The sequence below is a fragment of the Kitasatospora sp. NPDC091335 genome (assembly GCF_044757205.1).
GTDB lineage: Bacteria > Actinomycetota > Actinomycetes > Streptomycetales > Streptomycetaceae > Kitasatospora.
In genome coordinates this window covers 1-15,183 of sequence record NZ_JBIVUM010000002.1, presented here as the reverse complement: position 1 = coordinate 15,183, position 15,183 = coordinate 1, and the positions used below count along the sequence as shown (strand labels likewise).

At 72.5% G+C, this 15,183-nt stretch carries 16 protein-coding genes; 12 read left to right on the top strand and 4 right to left on the bottom strand.

Features of this window, described 5'->3' with window-relative positions; genetic code table 11:
• Positions 1-15: 15 nt before the first annotated feature.
• The gene (locus ACIQOW_RS04795; RefSeq protein WP_401081296.1) at positions 16-582 is read right to left on the bottom strand and encodes a hypothetical protein; all 567 of its coding nucleotides are present in this window, start codon (positions 580-582) and stop codon (positions 16-18) included.
• A gap of 155 nt (positions 583-737) precedes the next feature.
• Between ACIQOW_RS04795 and tsaB the strand changes: the two genes are divergently transcribed.
• The 5 genes from tsaB (at position 738) to ACIQOW_RS04770 (ending at position 4,252) form a co-directional block, all read left to right on the top strand.
• Entirely contained in the window at positions 738-1,394 is a 657-nt protein-coding gene (gene tsaB / locus ACIQOW_RS04790) for a tRNA (adenosine(37)-N6)-threonylcarbamoyltransferase complex dimerization subunit type 1 TsaB (RefSeq protein WP_401079859.1), read from the top strand.
• A gap of 23 nt (positions 1,395-1,417) precedes the next feature.
• A complete protein-coding gene (rimI, locus tag ACIQOW_RS04785) occupies positions 1,418-1,906 on the top strand; it encodes a ribosomal protein S18-alanine N-acetyltransferase (protein ID WP_188297727.1) in 489 nt (162 codons plus the stop codon).
• Complete coding sequence (gene tsaD, locus ACIQOW_RS04780) at positions 1,899-3,002, top strand: tRNA (adenosine(37)-N6)-threonylcarbamoyltransferase complex transferase subunit TsaD (RefSeq protein ID WP_188297724.1); 1,104 nt, start codon at positions 1,899-1,901, stop codon at positions 3,000-3,002. Before rimI ends, tsaD begins: the two co-directional genes overlap by 8 nt.
• Entirely contained in the window at positions 3,002-3,262 is a 261-nt protein-coding gene (locus tag ACIQOW_RS04775) for a hypothetical protein (protein ID WP_401079856.1), read from the top strand. The genes tsaD and ACIQOW_RS04775 overlap by 1 nt, the downstream gene beginning before the upstream one ends.
• A gap of 78 nt (positions 3,263-3,340) precedes the next feature.
• Entirely contained in the window at positions 3,341-4,252 is a 912-nt protein-coding gene (locus tag ACIQOW_RS04770; protein ID WP_401079854.1) for a polysaccharide deacetylase family protein, read from the top strand.
• Position 4,253: 1 nt separating this feature from the next.
• Here the strand turns inward: ACIQOW_RS04770 and ACIQOW_RS04765 are convergent, their stop codons facing one another.
• Positions 4,254-5,420, bottom strand: a complete 1,167-nt coding sequence (locus ACIQOW_RS04765; protein ID WP_401079852.1) for an SAM-dependent methyltransferase — start codon at positions 5,418-5,420, stop codon at positions 4,254-4,256.
• Between the two features lie 28 nt (positions 5,421-5,448).
• Positions 5,449-5,784, bottom strand: coding sequence for a hypothetical protein (locus ACIQOW_RS04760; RefSeq protein ID WP_401079850.1), 336 nt, complete (start codon positions 5,782-5,784; stop codon positions 5,449-5,451).
• 249 nt (positions 5,785-6,033) lie between these two features.
• Between ACIQOW_RS04760 and groES the strand changes: the two genes are divergently transcribed.
• The 3 genes from groES to ACIQOW_RS04745 all read left to right on the top strand — a co-directional run bounded on the left by groES (position 6,034) and on the right by ACIQOW_RS04745 (position 9,260).
• Entirely contained in the window at positions 6,034-6,339 is a 306-nt protein-coding gene (gene groES / locus ACIQOW_RS04755) for a co-chaperone GroES (protein ID WP_014136232.1), read from the top strand.
• A 135-nt stretch (positions 6,340-6,474) separates the two neighbouring features.
• A complete protein-coding gene (gene groL / locus ACIQOW_RS04750; protein WP_188296849.1) occupies positions 6,475-8,100 on the top strand; it encodes a chaperonin GroEL in 1,626 nt (541 codons plus the stop codon).
• Between the two features lie 161 nt (positions 8,101-8,261).
• Positions 8,262-9,260 (top strand): LysR family transcriptional regulator, encoded by a 999-nt coding sequence (locus ACIQOW_RS04745; protein ID WP_401079847.1) that lies wholly within the window; start codon positions 8,262-8,264, stop codon positions 9,258-9,260.
• 99 nt (positions 9,261-9,359) lie between these two features.
• Here ACIQOW_RS04745 and ACIQOW_RS04740 read toward each other — a convergent pair whose 3' ends face one another.
• Positions 9,360-9,686: a WhiB family transcriptional regulator gene (locus ACIQOW_RS04740; RefSeq protein WP_188296851.1), complete on the bottom strand. Its 327-nt coding sequence runs from the start codon at positions 9,684-9,686 to the stop codon at positions 9,360-9,362.
• Between the two features lie 562 nt (positions 9,687-10,248).
• Here ACIQOW_RS04740 and ACIQOW_RS04735 point away from each other — a divergent pair.
• From ACIQOW_RS04735 to ACIQOW_RS04720, 4 genes are all read left to right on the top strand, one after another.
• Positions 10,249-10,860 (top strand): response regulator transcription factor, encoded by a 612-nt coding sequence (locus ACIQOW_RS04735; RefSeq protein ID WP_014136228.1) that lies wholly within the window; start codon positions 10,249-10,251, stop codon positions 10,858-10,860.
• A 338-nt stretch (positions 10,861-11,198) separates the two neighbouring features.
• Positions 11,199-11,915 carry an RNA polymerase sigma factor ShbA gene (gene shbA / locus ACIQOW_RS04730; protein WP_188296852.1) on the top strand — a complete coding sequence of 239 codons (717 nt, stop codon included), beginning with the start codon at positions 11,199-11,201 and terminating at the stop codon, positions 11,913-11,915.
• 263 nt (positions 11,916-12,178) lie between these two features.
• Positions 12,179-13,681, top strand: a complete 1,503-nt coding sequence (guaB, locus tag ACIQOW_RS04725) for an IMP dehydrogenase (RefSeq protein WP_188296853.1) — start codon at positions 12,179-12,181, stop codon at positions 13,679-13,681.
• Positions 13,682-13,865: 184 nt separating this feature from the next.
• The gene (locus tag ACIQOW_RS04720; protein WP_401081293.1) at positions 13,866-14,993 is read left to right on the top strand and encodes a GuaB3 family IMP dehydrogenase-related protein; all 1,128 of its coding nucleotides are present in this window, start codon (positions 13,866-13,868) and stop codon (positions 14,991-14,993) included.
• Positions 14,994-15,183 lie beyond the last annotated feature (190 nt).

The window sequence follows — 15,183 nt, the reverse complement described above, 5'->3', positions numbered from 1 at the left end:
CAGGGCCGTCCCGGATCAGGCGACCACGACCACCTTGGTGTCCTTCGGCGCGAAGTCCCAGAGCAGCTGCCCCTCGGCGCGGCCGCTGCGGATGCCGCCGGTCTTCGCGCTCGGGTCGGTGGTCGGCGTCGCGCCGTCCACCGCGGCGCTGAAGCCGAACACCACGCCGTTCTGCTGCGCGAAGCGCACCACGTGCTCGATCTGCTTGCCGTCCGTCCCGGTGGTGGTCGGGGTGCGGCTGTACACCGCGTAGCTGCCCGGAGTCGGCTCGACCGAGCCCGGGGTGACCGGGAAGGCGGCCGCGACCTGCGGGTTCTTCTTCGGGTCGACCAGCCAGACGTAGTGGCTGCCGATCGAGTAGACCACCCGGGGGCCGGTGCCCGTGGTGGTCGGCACCGGCGGGACGGTCGGGGTGGCCGAGGCGGTCGGCGCCGCGGTGGTGGCCGTGCCGGTCGCGCTGGTGGTCACGGTGGGCTTGGCGCCGCCCGCCCGGTCCTGGGCGCCGTTCGCCTGGAAGGCCAACAGGCTCACCACCGCCAGGGCCCCCAGGGTCAACCCCGTGACCACCACTCCAGGACCCATCTTCGCCACGTTGCCGCTCCCGCCGCCGTCCCTTTACGTACGGCCCCATCGTGCCAGGTTCATCCTGTCGGGTCGCAGCGCCTCGGATGTGTGTTCCCGGGTGGTACACCCGGCCGATCGGCCGGTCGGCCCAACGTCGGTCTAACCTTGACCCCGTGCTGCTGCTCGCGTTCGACACCGCTACCCCCGCCGTCACCGCCGCCGTCCACGACGGCACGGCTGTCCTCGCCGAGACCCACCAGGTCGACGCCAGGCGCCACGGCGAACTGCTGCTGCCCACGATCGACCAGGTGCTGCGGGCCGCCGGTGTGGACAAGCACCGGCTGACCGGCATCGCGGTCGGCGTCGGCCCGGGCCCGTACACCGGCCTCCGGGTCGGCCTGGTGACCGCCGCCGCGCTCGGCCACGCCCTCGGGCTGCCGGTGCACGGCGTCTGCACCCTGGACGCGATCGCCTTCCAGGCCCGCGCCGAGGGCCTGGCCGGCCGGCCGTTCACGGTGGCCACCGACGCGCGCCGCAAGGAGGTCTACTGGGCCTCGTACGATGCCGAGGGCCGCCGCACCGAGGGCCCCGGCGTGGACCGTCCGGCCGAGCTGACCCCGCGGGAGCGCTCCGTCGGCGCCGGCGCGGTGCTCTACCCCGAGGCGTTCCCCGGCGCGCACGGCCCCGAGCACGTCTCGGCCGGCGCCCTGGCCGGCTTCGCCGCCGCCGAGCTGACCGCCGGGCGCGAGCTGCTGCCGAACGTCCCGCTGTACCTGCGCCGCCCGGACGCCCAGGTCCCGGCGGGCTACAAGGCGGTGCTCCCCGCGTGAACCACGGCACCACCCTGCGCCCGATGCGCTGGTGGGACATCGCCCCGGTGCTGGAGCTGGAGCTGCGGCTCTTCCCGGAGGACGCCTGGTCCGCCGGGATGTTCTGGTCCGAGCTGGCCGAGTCCCATCCCGGCGGCACCCGCCACTACACCGTCGCGGCCGCCCCGGACGGCGCGATCGTCGGCTACGCCGGGCTGATGGTGATCGCGGGCGAGGGCGACGTCCAGACCATCGCCGTCGACGACCGCCACCAGGGCGGCGGCCTCGGCACGGCGCTGCTCACCGACCTGATCCGGGAGGCCGCCCGGCGCGAGTGCGCCGAGCTGCTGCTGGAGGTGCGGGTGGACAACCCGCGCGCCCAGCGGCTGTACGAGCGCCACGGCTTCGAACCGGTGGGCATCCGGCGCGGCTACTACCAGCCCGCCAACGTCGACGCGCTGGTGATGCGCCTCGACCACCCGAGCACTGACAGCACTGACCCGAAGGACATTGAGGACACCCGCCATGGCTGACGAACCGCTCGTCCTCGGCATCGAGACCTCCTGCGACGAGACCGGCGTCGGCATCGTGCGCGGCACCACGCTGCTGGCCGACGCGGTCGCCTCCAGCGTCAACGACCACGCCCGCTTCGGCGGCGTCGTCCCCGAGATCGCCAGCCGCGCGCACCTGGAGGCGATGGTCCCGACCATCCAGCGCGCCCTGGACACCGCCGGGGTCAAGGCGAGCGACCTGGACGGCATCGCCGTCACCGCGGGCCCCGGCCTGGCCGGCGCGCTGCTGGTCGGCGTCAGCGCCGCCAAGGCGTACGCCTGGGCGCTGGACAAGCCGCTGTACGGGGTCAACCACCTCGCCTCGCACATCTGCGTCGACCAGCTGGAGCACGGCCGGCTGCCCTCGCCGACGATGGCCCTGCTGGTCTCCGGCGGGCACTCCTCGCTGCTGCTCAGCGAGGACATCACCAGCGACGTCCGCCCGCTCGGCGCGACCATCGACGACGCGGCCGGTGAGGCCTTCGACAAGGTCGCACGGGTGCTCGGCCTGGGCTTCCCCGGCGGTCCGATCGTCGACCGCACGGCCCGCGAGGGCGACCCGAAGGCGATCGCCTTCCCGCGCGGCCTGAGCGGCAGGAACGACCCGGCGTACGACTTCTCCTTCTCCGGCCTGAAGACCGCCGTCGCCCGCTGGGTGGAGGCCAAGCGCCGGGCCGGCGAGGAGGTGCCGATCGCCGACGTGGCGGCGTCCTTCCAGGAGGCGGTCACCGACGTGCTCACCCGCAAGGCCGTCAAGGCGTGCCGGGACAGCGGCGTCGACCACCTGATGATCGGCGGCGGCGTGGCGGCCAACTCGCGGCTGCGCGAGATGGCCCAGCAGCGCTGCGACCGGGCCGGCATCCGGCTGCGGGTGCCCCGGCCCGGCCTGTGCACCGACAACGGCGCGATGGTCGCGGCGCTGGGCGCAGAGATGGTGTGGCGCGACCGCGCGCCGTCCTCGCTCGACCTGTCGGCGGACTCCTCGCTGCCGGTGACCGACGTCCACGTCCCGGCCGCACACCTGGAGCACGGCGACGTCCACGGCCAGGCCTACCAGGCCCTCGGCGGCGGCGCCTGATGACCGTCGCCGCGATGTGGGAGGCCCGGGCCGCGGCCGGCCGTGGGGCCGAACTCGCCGCCTGGGCAAGGGAGTCGGCGCTGCCCGCGCTGCGCGGAGCGGCCGGTCTCGAACGCCTCGAACTGCTCACGGCCGCGGGGGAGCGGGTGCTGCTGATCAGCTGGTGGAGCGGCGAGCCCCGGCCCGTCGCCGACCCGCCGGCCGAGCTGCTCGGCCGACCGGTGCACCGCTGGTCCTTCAGCAGCGAACACGTCGAGTAACCCCGGATCGGGAACCGCGGCGGCAGCCGTTACCGTGCATAGCCGAGAGAGCTGGACGGGAACCGGGAGCGCGCTGCGGTGATCAGGGACGGGCGGAGCAGGACCAGGACGTACGCGGTGGGGGCGCTGGCCCTGCTGGCCTTCGCCACCGCCTGCGGCGACGGCGGAGGCGGTGGCAGCGCCGCCCCGGCCACCACGGCTGCCACGACCGGGCCGGGCACGCCCCCGCCCACCGGGGCCGCGCCGGCCGGCGCCGCCCCGACCACCCCCGCCCCGGCCGGCGCCGGCGCGGCGGCCTGGGCCAAGTGGAACCTCACCCCGCTCGCCCCCGCTCCCGCGCCGCCCGCCGACAAGCCCGTCAAGCTCGAACGGACCGGCCCGGTACCGGTGTTCAGCGAGGTGAAGACGAACGACAAGGTCGTCTTCATCACCATCGACGACGGTGCCGAGAAGGACCCGAAGTTCGTCGAGATGCTGACCGACCTCAAGGTGCCGATCTCGATGTTCCTGACCCGGGACATCGTCAAGAACGACTACGGCTACTTCAAGCCGCTCCAGGCGCTGGGCAACCACGTCCAGAACCACACCGTGGACCACCCGGTGATGAGCAAGATCCCGGCGGAGAAGCAGAAGTCCGAGATCTGCGACGCGCAGTCCGCGCTCACCCAGCAGTACGGCACCGCCCCGCTGCTGTTCCGGCCGCCCTTCGGCGACGGCGCCAGCACCCCGACGCTCAACACCTCGGTCCAGCAGTGCGGCCCGCGCGCGATGGTGCTGTGGCGCGAGTCGATGCAGATCCACGACATGCAGTACCAGTCGGGGGACAAGAAGCTGAAGTCCGGCGACATCATCCTGGCGCACTTCCGCGGCCCCAAGGAGCTCAAGGGCGCCACGATGACCCAGATGTTCGGCGACCTGCTGGCCCGGATCCAGGAGCAGGGCTTCTCGGTGGCCCGGCTGGAGGACTACATCCAGGCGCCCGCGTCGTAGCTCAGACCGGCTGCCCCAGCATCATCAGCGGGCCGTGGTCGGTCCGGCTGAGGATCACCGTGACGGTGTTCGGCCCGGAGGGCTTGAGCTGGCGGCGCAGCTCCTCCGGGGTGATCGCCATCCCGCGCTTCTTGATCACCACCGTGCCGACCGCCCGCTCGCGCAGCAGCGCCTTCAGCTTCTTGATGCCGAACGGGAGCACGTCGGTCAGCTCGAAGGCGTGCGCGTACGGGGTGGCGACCAGCTCGTCCGAGGTCAGGTAGGCGATCTTCGGGTCGATCAGCCGGCCGCCGACCTGCCCGGCCACCTCGGCCACCAGGTGGGCCCGGATCACCGCGCCGTCCGGCTCGTACAGGTAGCGCCCGACCGGGCCGGCCGGCGGGTCGGGCAGGTCGCCCCCGGTCAGGCCGGCGCCCTGCGGCAGCAGGGTGGCGCGGTGCGGGTGCGCGGCCCGGGTGCCGAACCAGAGCACCGCCTCCTTGACGTCGCCGTGGTCGGAGACCCACTCGGCCTCGGCGTCCCGCGGCACGGCCTCGTGCGGGATGCCGGGGGCGACCTTCAGGGCGCCGACCGGGGTCCGCCGGGCGGCCTCGATCGCCCAGGAGAGCGGCGGGGCGTACGCTTCCGGGTCGAACACCCGGCCGCGCGAGGTGCGCCTGGCCGGGTCGGTGAACACCGCGTCGTAGCCGGTGACGTCCACCTCGGCGACGTCCGCGCAGCGCACCTCCACCAGCTCGGCCAGCCCCAGCGCGGCGGCGTTGGCCGCGGTGGCCGCGCAGGCCGCCGGGTCCTTGTCGACGGCCAGCACCTCGATGCCCGCCCGGGCCAGCGCCAGCACGTCCCCGCCGATGCCGCAGCACAGGTCCGCCAGCCGCCGTACGCCCAGCCCGGCGAACCGCTGCGCCCGCCACTCGGCCACGCTGCGCCTGGTGGACTGCTCGACCCCGTTGGGCGTGAAGTACATCAGGTCGGCGTCCGCCCCGAACTTCGCCCGGGCCCGCTGCCGCAGCCGCGCCTGCCCGAACGCCGCGGACACCAGCTCCGCCGGGTACTCCCGGCGCAACCGGGTCGCCAGCGCCAGCTCCTCCTCGGGGGTGAACTCGCGCAGCTCGGCGAGCAGGGCCTGGCCCTCGGGCGTCAGCAGGGGCTGGAGGTTCTCGGTGTCCACGGGGCCATTCTCGCGGGCAGCGGCCGGTTCACCGCCACAGGACGCCCGAGGAGAGGACCACGGGCAGCGCGAACGGGGAGAGCGCGGCCGCGAACGGCAGGAGCCGGTAGCCGGACCGCCGGCTGCGGAAGGCGACCACCAGGCCCGCCGCCAGGGCGACGACCGGGGCGGCCAGCATCCCGATGCCGAGGAAGGCCCACCCGAGTCCGTCCCCGTCGTCCCCGTGGCCGGGGCCGTTGCCGAGGGAGGCGACGACGAAGAAGGCGACGAACGGCAGTGCGGCTCCCAGGAGGGGCAGCGACAGTACGGCGAGGGCCGCGTCCTTGAGCCGGGACGGGCCGATGCGGGCCGGGATCGGAGTCATGGCAGGGAGTCTGTCCGGGCCGGGACCGGCCGCACATGAGTACGACTACTCATCCCGGAACCAGGGATCTCAGGGCGCGCCGTTGGCACTCTGGTTGACTGAGTGCTAACCCGGCCCTATGGTCGTCCTTGGCACTCCCCACCGGGAGAGTGCTAATGCGACGACGTGTGTCTGACCCCCGCGACGGCAGGCCCGCAGGATCGCCCTACCCGTTAGAAAACCCCGTAATCTCCGAAGGGGAGCTCGGACGTGACCACCAGCAGCAAGGTTGCCATCAAGCCGCTCGAGGACCGCATCGTGGTCCAGCCGCTCGACGCCGAGACCACCACGGCCTCCGGCCTGGTTATCCCGGACACCGCCAAGGAGAAGCCCCAGGAGGGCGTCGTCCTGGCCGTCGGACCGGGCCGCTTCGAGGACGGCCAGCGTCTGCCGCTCGACGTCGCCGTCGGTGACATCGTCCTGTACTCGAAGTACGGCGGCACCGAGGTGAAGTACCAGGGCGAGGAGTACCTCGTCCTCTCGGCTCGCGACGTTCTCGCCATCATCGAGAAGTAAACGCAGCATCGAGAAGTAAGTCGTTCCGACCCGCCCCGGATCCGTGTCCCAAGTGACAGGGGCCCGGGGCGTGGTTGTTGGTTCACGTAGTTCGGCGGCCGGTGGGCCGGCCGCAGCCCCGAGGGAATAGGGAACATGGCGAAGATCCTGCAGTTCGACGAGGACGCCCGCCGCTCGCTGGAGCGCGGTGTCAACAAGCTGGCCGACACCGTCAAGGTGACCATCGGCCCCAAGGGCCGCAACGTCGTCATCGACAAGAAGTTCGGCGCCCCGACCATCACCAACGACGGTGTCACCATCGCCCGCGAGGTCGAGCTGGACGACCCGTACGAGAACCTTGGCGCGCAGCTCGTCAAGGAGGTCGCCACCAAGACCAACGACGTCGCGGGTGACGGCACCACCACCGCCACCGTGCTGGCCCAGGCCCTGGTCAACGAGGGTCTGCGCAACGTCGCCGCCGGTGCCGGCCCGGCCGCCCTGAAGAAGGGCATCGACAAGGCCGTCGCCGCCGTCTCCGAGCACCTGCTGTCCGTCGCCCGCGAGATCGAGGGCAAGGACGACGTCGCCGCCGTCGCCTCCCTCTCCGCGCAGGACACCCAGGTCGGCGAGCTGATCGCCGAGGCGATCGACAAGGTCGGCAAGGACGGTGTCATCACCGTCGAGGAGTCGAACACCTTCGGCGTGGAGCTGGACTTCACCGAGGGCATGCAGTTCGACAAGGGCTACCTGTCGCCGTACTTCGTCACCGACGCGGAGCGGCAGGAGGCGGTCCTGGAGGACCCGTACATCCTGATCAACCAGGGCAAGATCTCCTCCATCCAGGAGCTGCTGCCGCTGCTGGAGAAGATCCTCCAGGGCGGTGCCTCCAAGCCGCTGCTGATCATCGCCGAGGACGTCGACGGCGAGGCGCTGTCGACCCTGGTCGTGAACAAGATCCGTGGCACCTTCAACGCCGTCGCCGTCAAGGCCCCGGGCTTCGGCGACCGCCGCAAGGCGATCCTCGGCGACCTGGCCACCCTGACCGGCGGCACGGTCATCTCCGAGGAGGTCGGCCTCAAGCTCGACCAGGTCGGCCTGGACGTGCTGGGCACCGCCCGCCGCGTGACCATCACCAAGGACGAGACCACCGTCGTCGACGGTGCCGGTGACGCCGAGGCCGTGGCCGGCCGCGTCGCCCAGATCAAGGGTGAGATCGCCGCCACCGACTCCGACTGGGACCGCGAGAAGCTGCAGGAGCGCCTGGCCAAGCTGGCCGGCGGCGTCTGCGTCATCAAGGTCGGCGCCGCCACCGAGGTGGAGCTGAAGGAGCGCAAGCACCGCCTGGAGGACGCCATCTCGGCGACCCGCGCCGCGGTCGAGGAGGGCATCGTCGCCGGTGGCGGGGCCTCCCTGGTCCACGCCGCCAAGGTGCTGGAGGACGGCCTGGGCCTGTCGGGTGACGAGGCCACCGGTGTCGCCGTGGTCCGCAAGGCGCTGCACGAGCCGCTGCGCTGGATCGCCCAGAACGCCGGCCTGGAGGGCTACGTCATCACCTCCAAGGTCTCCGAGCTGGAGATCGGCCAGGGCTACAACGCCGCCACCGGCGAGTACGGCGACCTGGTGAAGGCCGGCGTCATCGACCCGGTCAAGGTCACCCGTTCCGCCCTGGAGAACGCCGCCTCGATCGCCTCCCTGCTCCTCACCACCGAGACCCTCGTGGTGGAGAAGAAGGAAGAGGAGGCCGACAGCGGCCACGGCCACTCGCACGGCCACTCGCACTGAGGCCCCACCGCCTGACCGGAGGCCCGGTCCGCTCCCCTCGGGAGGCGGGCCGGGCCTCCGGCCGTTGCCGGCCCGGCCCGGTCCTCCGGTCCGGGCGGTGTGCCGACGGTCAGCTATCAGTAGAATTTTGCAGAATGCAAAGATTGCCTTATAACTGAGGCATGATCGAGGCCCGCCATCTGCGCGTCCTGCGTGCCGTCGCCCGCACCGGCTCCTTCTCCGCCGCCGCCCGTGAGCTGGGGTGTACCCAGCCCGCCATCAGCCAGCAGATGAAGGCCCTGGAGAAGTCGGTGGACACCCCGCTGGTGGTCCGTTCGGGCCGCGGGATGCAGCTCAGCGAGGCGGGCCGGGTCCTGCTCAAGCATGCCACCGGGATCCTGGCCGGGCTCTCCGCCGCCGAGGAGGAGGTGGCCGCGATCGCCGGGCTGCGGGCCGGACGGGTGCGGCTGGTCTCCTTCCCGACCGCCAGCTCCACCCTGGTGCCGCCCGCGGTCGCCCGGCTGCGGGACGGCCATCCGGGGGTGTGCGTGTCGCTGGTCGAGGCGGAGCCGCCGGAGTCGCTGGCGATGCTGCGCGGCGGCGAGTGCGAGATCGCGCTGGCCTTCCGCTACCCCAGGGCCGACGGCGGCGCCGCGCTCCCCGCGCCCGGCCACGGCACGCCGCGCGAGGCCAGGGCCGAGGCCAACCTGGAGGCGCAGCAGCTGACCGCCGGGACCGACTGGTCCGACCTGGTGGTCACCCCGCTGCTGGACGACCCGCTGGTGGGCCTGCTGCCCGCCGGCCACCCGCTGGCGGGGCGGGGCGGGGCGGTGGAGCTGGCCGAGCTGGCGCAGGAGCAGTGGATCGCCGGCTGCCCGCAGTGCCGGGGGCATCTGGTGGAGCTGTGCGCCGGGGCGGGCTTCGAGCCCCGGATCGACTTCGCGACGGACGACTACCCGGCGGTGGTCGGCCTGGTGGCGGCGGGGCTGGGGGTGGCGGTGCTGCCCGGGCTGGCGCTCCGCTCGGTGCGCCCTGACGGCGTGTCGACGGTGCCGGTGCGGACGGCCTCCGGAGCGTCCGCGGTGCGCCAGGTGGTCGCGCTGACCCTGCCGGACCTGGCCGAGGTGCCGGCCGTGGCGCTGATGCTGGAGCGGCTGGCGGGGGCGGCCGCCGACCGCTGACGGTGGGTGACCGGGGCGCGGTGGTCCGGAACTCGCCGTGAGCGAGCAGGCTGAAGCGCCGCGAAAAAACGTTTCCTCACGGCGCATCGGAAGACAGGGCTAGTGCTGGGCCACCGCGGGCGGGGCCAGCGGGACCTCGACCAGGCGGTGCCGCGAGCGCCCCAGCATCTCCTCGCGCTCGTCCTCGGTCATCCCGCCCCAGACGCCGTACGGCTCCCGGACCGCCAGCGCGTGCGCCGCGCACTCGGCGATCACCGGGCAGCGCATGCAGACCTCCTTGGCGCTGGCCTCGCGCGAACTGCGCGCGGCCCCGCGCTCGCCCTCGGGGTGGAAGAAGAGCGAGCTGTCCACGCCACGGCAGGCTGCGGAGAGCTGCCAGTCCCAGAGGTCCGCGTTGGGACCGGGGAGGCGGGAGAAATCTGCCATGGCTCATTCCCTTCAGAGGCTGTCGGCCGTCCGCCGGGCGTTCGGCGGGGCTGCTGCCGAGCGGTGCGGCGGGGCTTCGATGCACTGGTGTGGACACCTGGAAATATGACTTAAGGCAACTCCATGGACAAGTCACCCACACACTGGCACAACAGTCAATGACCATACGAAAGCTATAAAAACGGGCATAGTGGGCAAGGGCTCCGCCCGGCGCGGGCGTGGCAATCGGGTGGCCGCCGGGCGCGCGACGCGGCGAATCGGTGTGCGGGTCGTGCGCCCACCGCGCGCGAGCTGCGGAAAAGTGCGGCGTGTGCACCGCGATGCGGCTGATCGGTAATGGGTTGGCCACGTACAGTGGTGGAGATGGCCCCGAAGGCCGTAACTCATTCGAGTGACGGTCGTTGGAAGTGCGGAGGCGGTTAGCGGGCGCCGGACGTCGGGAAAGATCGCGGGCAGGTTGGGGCGATCAGCACGGAGTCTGTCGCCGATCGGCCGTGTCGGAGAGGTTCGTACCAGCCAGGAGGCTCAACGTGACGCGGATCAGCTGCGGAGGACGACGGTCATGACTTCCGTTCTCGTTTGCGACGATTCCCCGCTTGCCCGCGAGGCGCTTCGCCGCGCGGTCGCGACCGTACCCGGTGTGGACCGGGTCACCACCGCGACGAACGGGGAGGAGGTCCTCCGCCGTTGGGTGGCAGACCGCTCCGATCTCGTTCTGATGGACGTCCGGATGCCCGGCCTCGGCGGGGTCGAGACGGTCCGGCGACTGCTGTCCGCCGACCCGGGCGCGCGGATCATCATGCTCACCGTCGCCGAGGACCTCGACGGTGTCGCGCTCGCGGTGGCCGCGGGTGCCCGCGGATACCTGCACAAGGACGCCTCGCGCGCCGAGCTGCGGGCCACCGTCACCCAGGCCCTCGCCGACCCGACCTGGCGGCTCGCCCCGCGCCGGCTGCGCAGCCCCGACATGGGTGCGGCGCCGACGCTGACGGCGCGTGAGATCCAGGTGCTGGAGGGCATGAGCCACGGTCGCAGCAACGCCGAGATCGGTCGCGAGCTGTTCCTCTCCGAGGACACCGTCAAGACCCACGCCCGGCGGCTGTTCAAGAAGCTCGGTGCCTCCGACCGGGCGCACGCGGTGGCGCTGGGTTTCCGCTGGGGCCTGGTCCGCTGACCACCGGCGGCGCCGCCGGGTGCGGCGTGCCGCCGGCGGTTCCCGGAGCGGCTGCCGCACGGGCGTGTGACGTTACGGTCCCGAGGTTGCACCATGGAGGAGTGGAGCACCTCGGGGACCAGCGGACAGGCACTGCGGCGGACCACGCAGCCGCAGGACACTCGGCGGACGGCGCGACGGACGGGACCACCACCGACGGCGACGGGGCGGGAGGCGGCACGGTGCAGGAGGGGCCGGTGGTGCGCGGCACGTCGCACGGTGCCGCAGCGCATAACGTTCCGGTGCACAACTCCGGACGCGGTGCCGCGTTTTCCCGCTCGACCAGGCACCATGGACCGATGCGCGACGACGTCGCCGGTGCGCCCGGCCAGGCGGACCCGGTGGAGGCCGAGCCCTCCGGCCCGGGCCACGATCCGTCGTACGCGGAACCCGGCGACTCCGCCGGCCAGGCGGGGCCAGGCCGCCCGCCGGTGCTCGGCACGGGCGGCTCGCCGCTGGTGGGCGAGCTGGTCGCGGCCGCGGTGCGCGGCGAGGGCCCGGCGATCGACGCGCTGCTCGCCTACGTCCACCCGCTGGCACAGCGGTACTGCCGCGCCAGGCTGGTCCGGCTGCCCGGCGGTGCCAGGCACCACGTGGACGACGTCGCCCAGGAGGTCTGCGTCGCGGTGCTCTGCGCGCTGCCCAGGTACAAGGACCAGGGGCGTCCGTTCGAGGCCTTCGTGTACGGGATCGCCGCGCACAAGATCGCCGACCTCCAGCGGGCCGCGATGCGCGGGCCCGGCTCGACGGTCGTGCCCCAGGACGACCTGCCCGAGGTGCCGGACGAGGCGCTCGGCCCCGAGGAGCAGGCGCTGCTGAGCAGCGACGCGGCCTGGGCGAAGGAGCTGCTCTCCAACCTGCCGGCCCGTCAGCGCGAGCTGGTACTGCTGCGGGTGGCCGCGGGGCTGTCGGCGGAGGAGACCGGCGAGGTGCTCGGGATGTCACCGGGTGCCGTCCGGGTGGCCCAGCACCGGGCGCTCAGCCGGCTGCGGGCGCTCGCGGAGGAGTCCTCCTGATCCGTGCCGTTTCCGCCGATTGTGGAGGAATGATCCACGGGGTGGGGTTGTTGTCAAGGGCACACGAGGACACATTCGCGGTGCCAGTACCATGGGGTATCGGCGCCTGGGCGGGTCACCAAAGTTTGACGGGTGCGCGCGGGGTCCCCTTGGAGGATCCTCCCATTGCACCCGGCTTCGGCGGTCTGCGCGAGTGAGCGATGAATGCGCCCCCACCCTCAGGGCGTGAGCGGATTAGGCCGGCCACGGAAGGTACCCCCCAAATGTCTTACAACGCCGCAGGCGTACCCGAGAAGTTCGCCATGCTCGGGCTCACGTACGACGACGTCCTGCTGCTGCCCGGGGCCTCCGAGGTGCTGCCGAACCAGGTGGACACCTCCTCGCGGGTCTCCCGGAACGTGCGCGTCAACATCCCGCTGCTCTCCGCGGCGATGGACAAGGTCACCGAGTCGCGAATGGCCATCGCGATGGCGCGCCAGGGCGGCGTCGGCGTGCTGCACCGCAACCTGTCGGTCGAGGACCAGGCCAACCAGGTCGACCTGGTGAAGCGCTCCGAGTCCGGCATGGTCACCGACCCGATCACGGTCGGCCCGGAGACCACCCTGGCCGAGGCCGACGCGCTGTGCGCCAAGTTCCGCATCTCCGGCGTGCCGATCGCCGACGAGGCGGGCAAGCTGCTCGGCATCGTCACCAACCGCGACATGGCCTTCGAGTCGGACCGCAGCCGCCAGGTCCGCGAGATCATGACCCCGATGCCGCTGATCACCGGCAGGGTCGGCATCTCCGGCGTGGACGCGATGGCCCTGCTGCGCCGCCACAAGATCGAGAAGCTGCCGCTGGTCGACGACGAGGGCCGGATCAAGGGCCTGATCACCGTCAAGGACTTCGTCAAGGCCGAGCAGTACCCGAACGCCGCCAAGGACTCCGAGGGCCGGCTGCTGGTCGGCGCCGCCGTCGGTGCCAGCGCCGAGGCGTTCGACCGGGCCCAGGCCCTGGTCGAGGCCGGTGCGGACTTCCTGGTGGTGGACACCTCGCACGGCCACAGCCACAACGCGCTGGCCTGGATCGCGAAGATCAGGTCGGCCGTCAAGGTCGACGTGGTCGGCGGCAACGTCGCCACCCGCGACGGCGCCCAGGCGCTGATCGACGCCGGCGTGGACGGCGTCAAGGTCGGCGTCGGCCCCGGCTCCATCTGCACCACCCGCGTGGTCGCCGGCATCGGCGTGCCGCAGATCACCGCCATCTACGAGGCCGCGGTGGCCTGCCAGGCGGCCGGCGTGCCGGTCATCGGCGACGGTGGCCTCCAGTACTCGGGCGACATCGGCAAGGCGCTGGCCGCCGGTGCCGACACCGTGATGCTCGGCTCGCTGCTGGCCGGCTGCGAGGAGTCGCCGGGTGAGCTGATGTTCATCAACGGCAAGCAGTTCAAGTCCTACCGCGGCATGGGCTCGCTGGGCGCCATGCAGTCCCGCGGCCAGGGCCGCTCGTACTCCAAGGACCGCTACTTCCAGGCCGAGGTGGCCTCGGACGACAAGCTCGTCCCCGAGGGCATCGAGGGCCAGGTGCCCTACCGCGGCCCGCTGTCGGCCGTGCTGCACCAGCTGGTCGGCGGCCTGCGCCAGACCATGGGCTACGTCGGCGCCGCCACCGTCGCCGAGATGGAGAGCAAGGGCCGCTTCGTCCGGATCACCTCGGCGGGGCTCAAGGAGAGCCACCCGCACGACATCCAGATGACCGTCGAGGCGCCGAACTACTCGACCCGCTGATCCGCTGAACCCCGGAGGGCCCGCCGACGCGGGCCCTCCTCGCGTGTCCGGACCCTCCGCGGGTACGGGCCCGGCCGTCGGGGCCGGGTACGGGCCGTCGGGGCGGGACCAGCGGCAGTACGGGATACTGGGGTGCGGCCGGGGTGACCCGGCGGGCATGAGCAACACAGCAGAAGGGCTCGAAGTGACCGAGATCGAGATCGGGCGTGGCAAGCGCGGCCGCCGGGCGTACGCCTTCGACGACATCGCCGTCGTCCCCAGCCGTCGTACCCGGGACCCGAAGGAGGTCTCGATCGCCTGGCAGATCGACGCCTACCGCTTCGAGCTGCCGTTCCTGGCGGCCCCCATGGACAGCGTGGTCTCGCCGGAGCAGGCCATCAAGATCGGCCGCCTCGGCGGTCTGGGCGTGCTGAACCTCGAAGGCCTGTGGACCCGCTACGAGGACCCGCAGCCGCTGCTGGACGAGATCGCCGCGATCACCGACCCGTCCACCGCGACCCGCCGGCTCCAGGAGATCTACGCCGCGCCGATCCGCGCCGAGCTGATCAAGCAGCGGATCCAGGAGGTCCGCGACTCCGGTGTGGTCACCGCCGCCGCGCTCTCGCCGCAGCGCACCGCCGAGTTCTCCAAGGCCGTGGTGGACGCCGGGGTCGACGTCTTCGTCATCCGTGGCACCACCGTCTCGGCCGAGCACGTCTCCAGTGCCGCCGAGCCGCTCAACCTCAAGCAGTTCATCTACGAGCTGGACGTTCCGGTGATCGTCGGCGGCTGTGCCACGTACACCGCGGCGCTGCACCTGATGCGGACCGGCGCCGCCGGGGTGCTGGTCGGGTTCGGTGGGGGCGCGGCCCACACCACCCGCAACGTGCTGGGCATCCAGGTGCCGATGGCCACGGCCGTGGCCGACGTGGCGGCCGCCCGTCGCGACTACATGGACGAGTCCGGTGGGCGCTACGTGCACGTGATCGCGGACGGTGGCGTCGGCTACAGCGGCGACATCCCGAAGGCGGTCGCCTGTGGGGCGGACGCGGTGATGATCGGCGCCGCGCTGGCCCGGGCGACGGATGCGCCGGGCAAGGGGTTCCACTGGGGGATGGAGGCCGTCCACGAGGAGCTGCCGCGGGGCAAGCGGGTGGACCTCGGGACGGTCGGCACCACCGAGGAGATCCTGACCGGGCCCTCGTACACGCCGGACGGGACGATGAACCTGTTCGGGGCGCTTCGGCGGGCGATGGCCACCACGGGGTACACGGAGCTCAAGGAGTTCCAGCGGGTCGAGGTGACGGTGAATCCGGCGCTTGATCACCGCTGAGGTGAGTGTTGACGAGGGCCCCTGCCGGGAACGGTGGGGGCCCTCGGGGTTTCTGTGGTTGTCGGGGGGCTTTCGGGAGGGTGGGGTGGCGGGGGGGGGGGCCGGGGGGGGGGCGGGGGGGGGGGGGGGGGTTGTTTGTGTGCGAGTTCGTGGGGTGGGGGGCCCGACGCCGGCGGCGGGGGGAGCAAAA

What these genes read in the sequence shown, in the direction of transcription:
- ACIQOW_RS04795 (WP_401081296.1), bottom strand. Translation starts at nt 582, where the DNA reads ATGGGTCCTGGAGTGGTGGTCACGGGGTTGACCCTGGGGGCCCTGGCG.
- rimI (WP_188297727.1), top strand. Translation starts at nt 1,418, where the DNA reads ATGCGCTGGTGGGACATCGCCCCGGTGCTGGAGCTGGAGCTGCGGCTC.
- tsaD (WP_188297724.1), top strand. Translation starts at nt 1,899, where the DNA reads ATGGCTGACGAACCGCTCGTCCTCGGCATCGAGACCTCCTGCGACGAG.
- ACIQOW_RS04775 (WP_401079856.1), top strand. Translation starts at nt 3,002, where the DNA reads ATGACCGTCGCCGCGATGTGGGAGGCCCGGGCCGCGGCCGGCCGTGGG.
- ACIQOW_RS04760 (WP_401079850.1), bottom strand. Translation starts at nt 5,784, where the DNA reads ATGACTCCGATCCCGGCCCGCATCGGCCCGTCCCGGCTCAAGGACGCG.
- groL (WP_188296849.1), top strand. Translation starts at nt 6,475, where the DNA reads ATGGCGAAGATCCTGCAGTTCGACGAGGACGCCCGCCGCTCGCTGGAG.
- ACIQOW_RS04745 (WP_401079847.1), top strand. Translation starts at nt 8,262, where the DNA reads ATGATCGAGGCCCGCCATCTGCGCGTCCTGCGTGCCGTCGCCCGCACC.
- ACIQOW_RS04740 (WP_188296851.1), bottom strand. Translation starts at nt 9,686, where the DNA reads ATGGCAGATTTCTCCCGCCTCCCCGGTCCCAACGCGGACCTCTGGGAC.
- ACIQOW_RS04735 (WP_014136228.1), top strand. Translation starts at nt 10,249, where the DNA reads ATGACTTCCGTTCTCGTTTGCGACGATTCCCCGCTTGCCCGCGAGGCG.
- shbA (WP_188296852.1), top strand. Translation starts at nt 11,199, where the DNA reads ATGCGCGACGACGTCGCCGGTGCGCCCGGCCAGGCGGACCCGGTGGAG.
- guaB (WP_188296853.1), top strand. Translation starts at nt 12,179, where the DNA reads ATGTCTTACAACGCCGCAGGCGTACCCGAGAAGTTCGCCATGCTCGGG.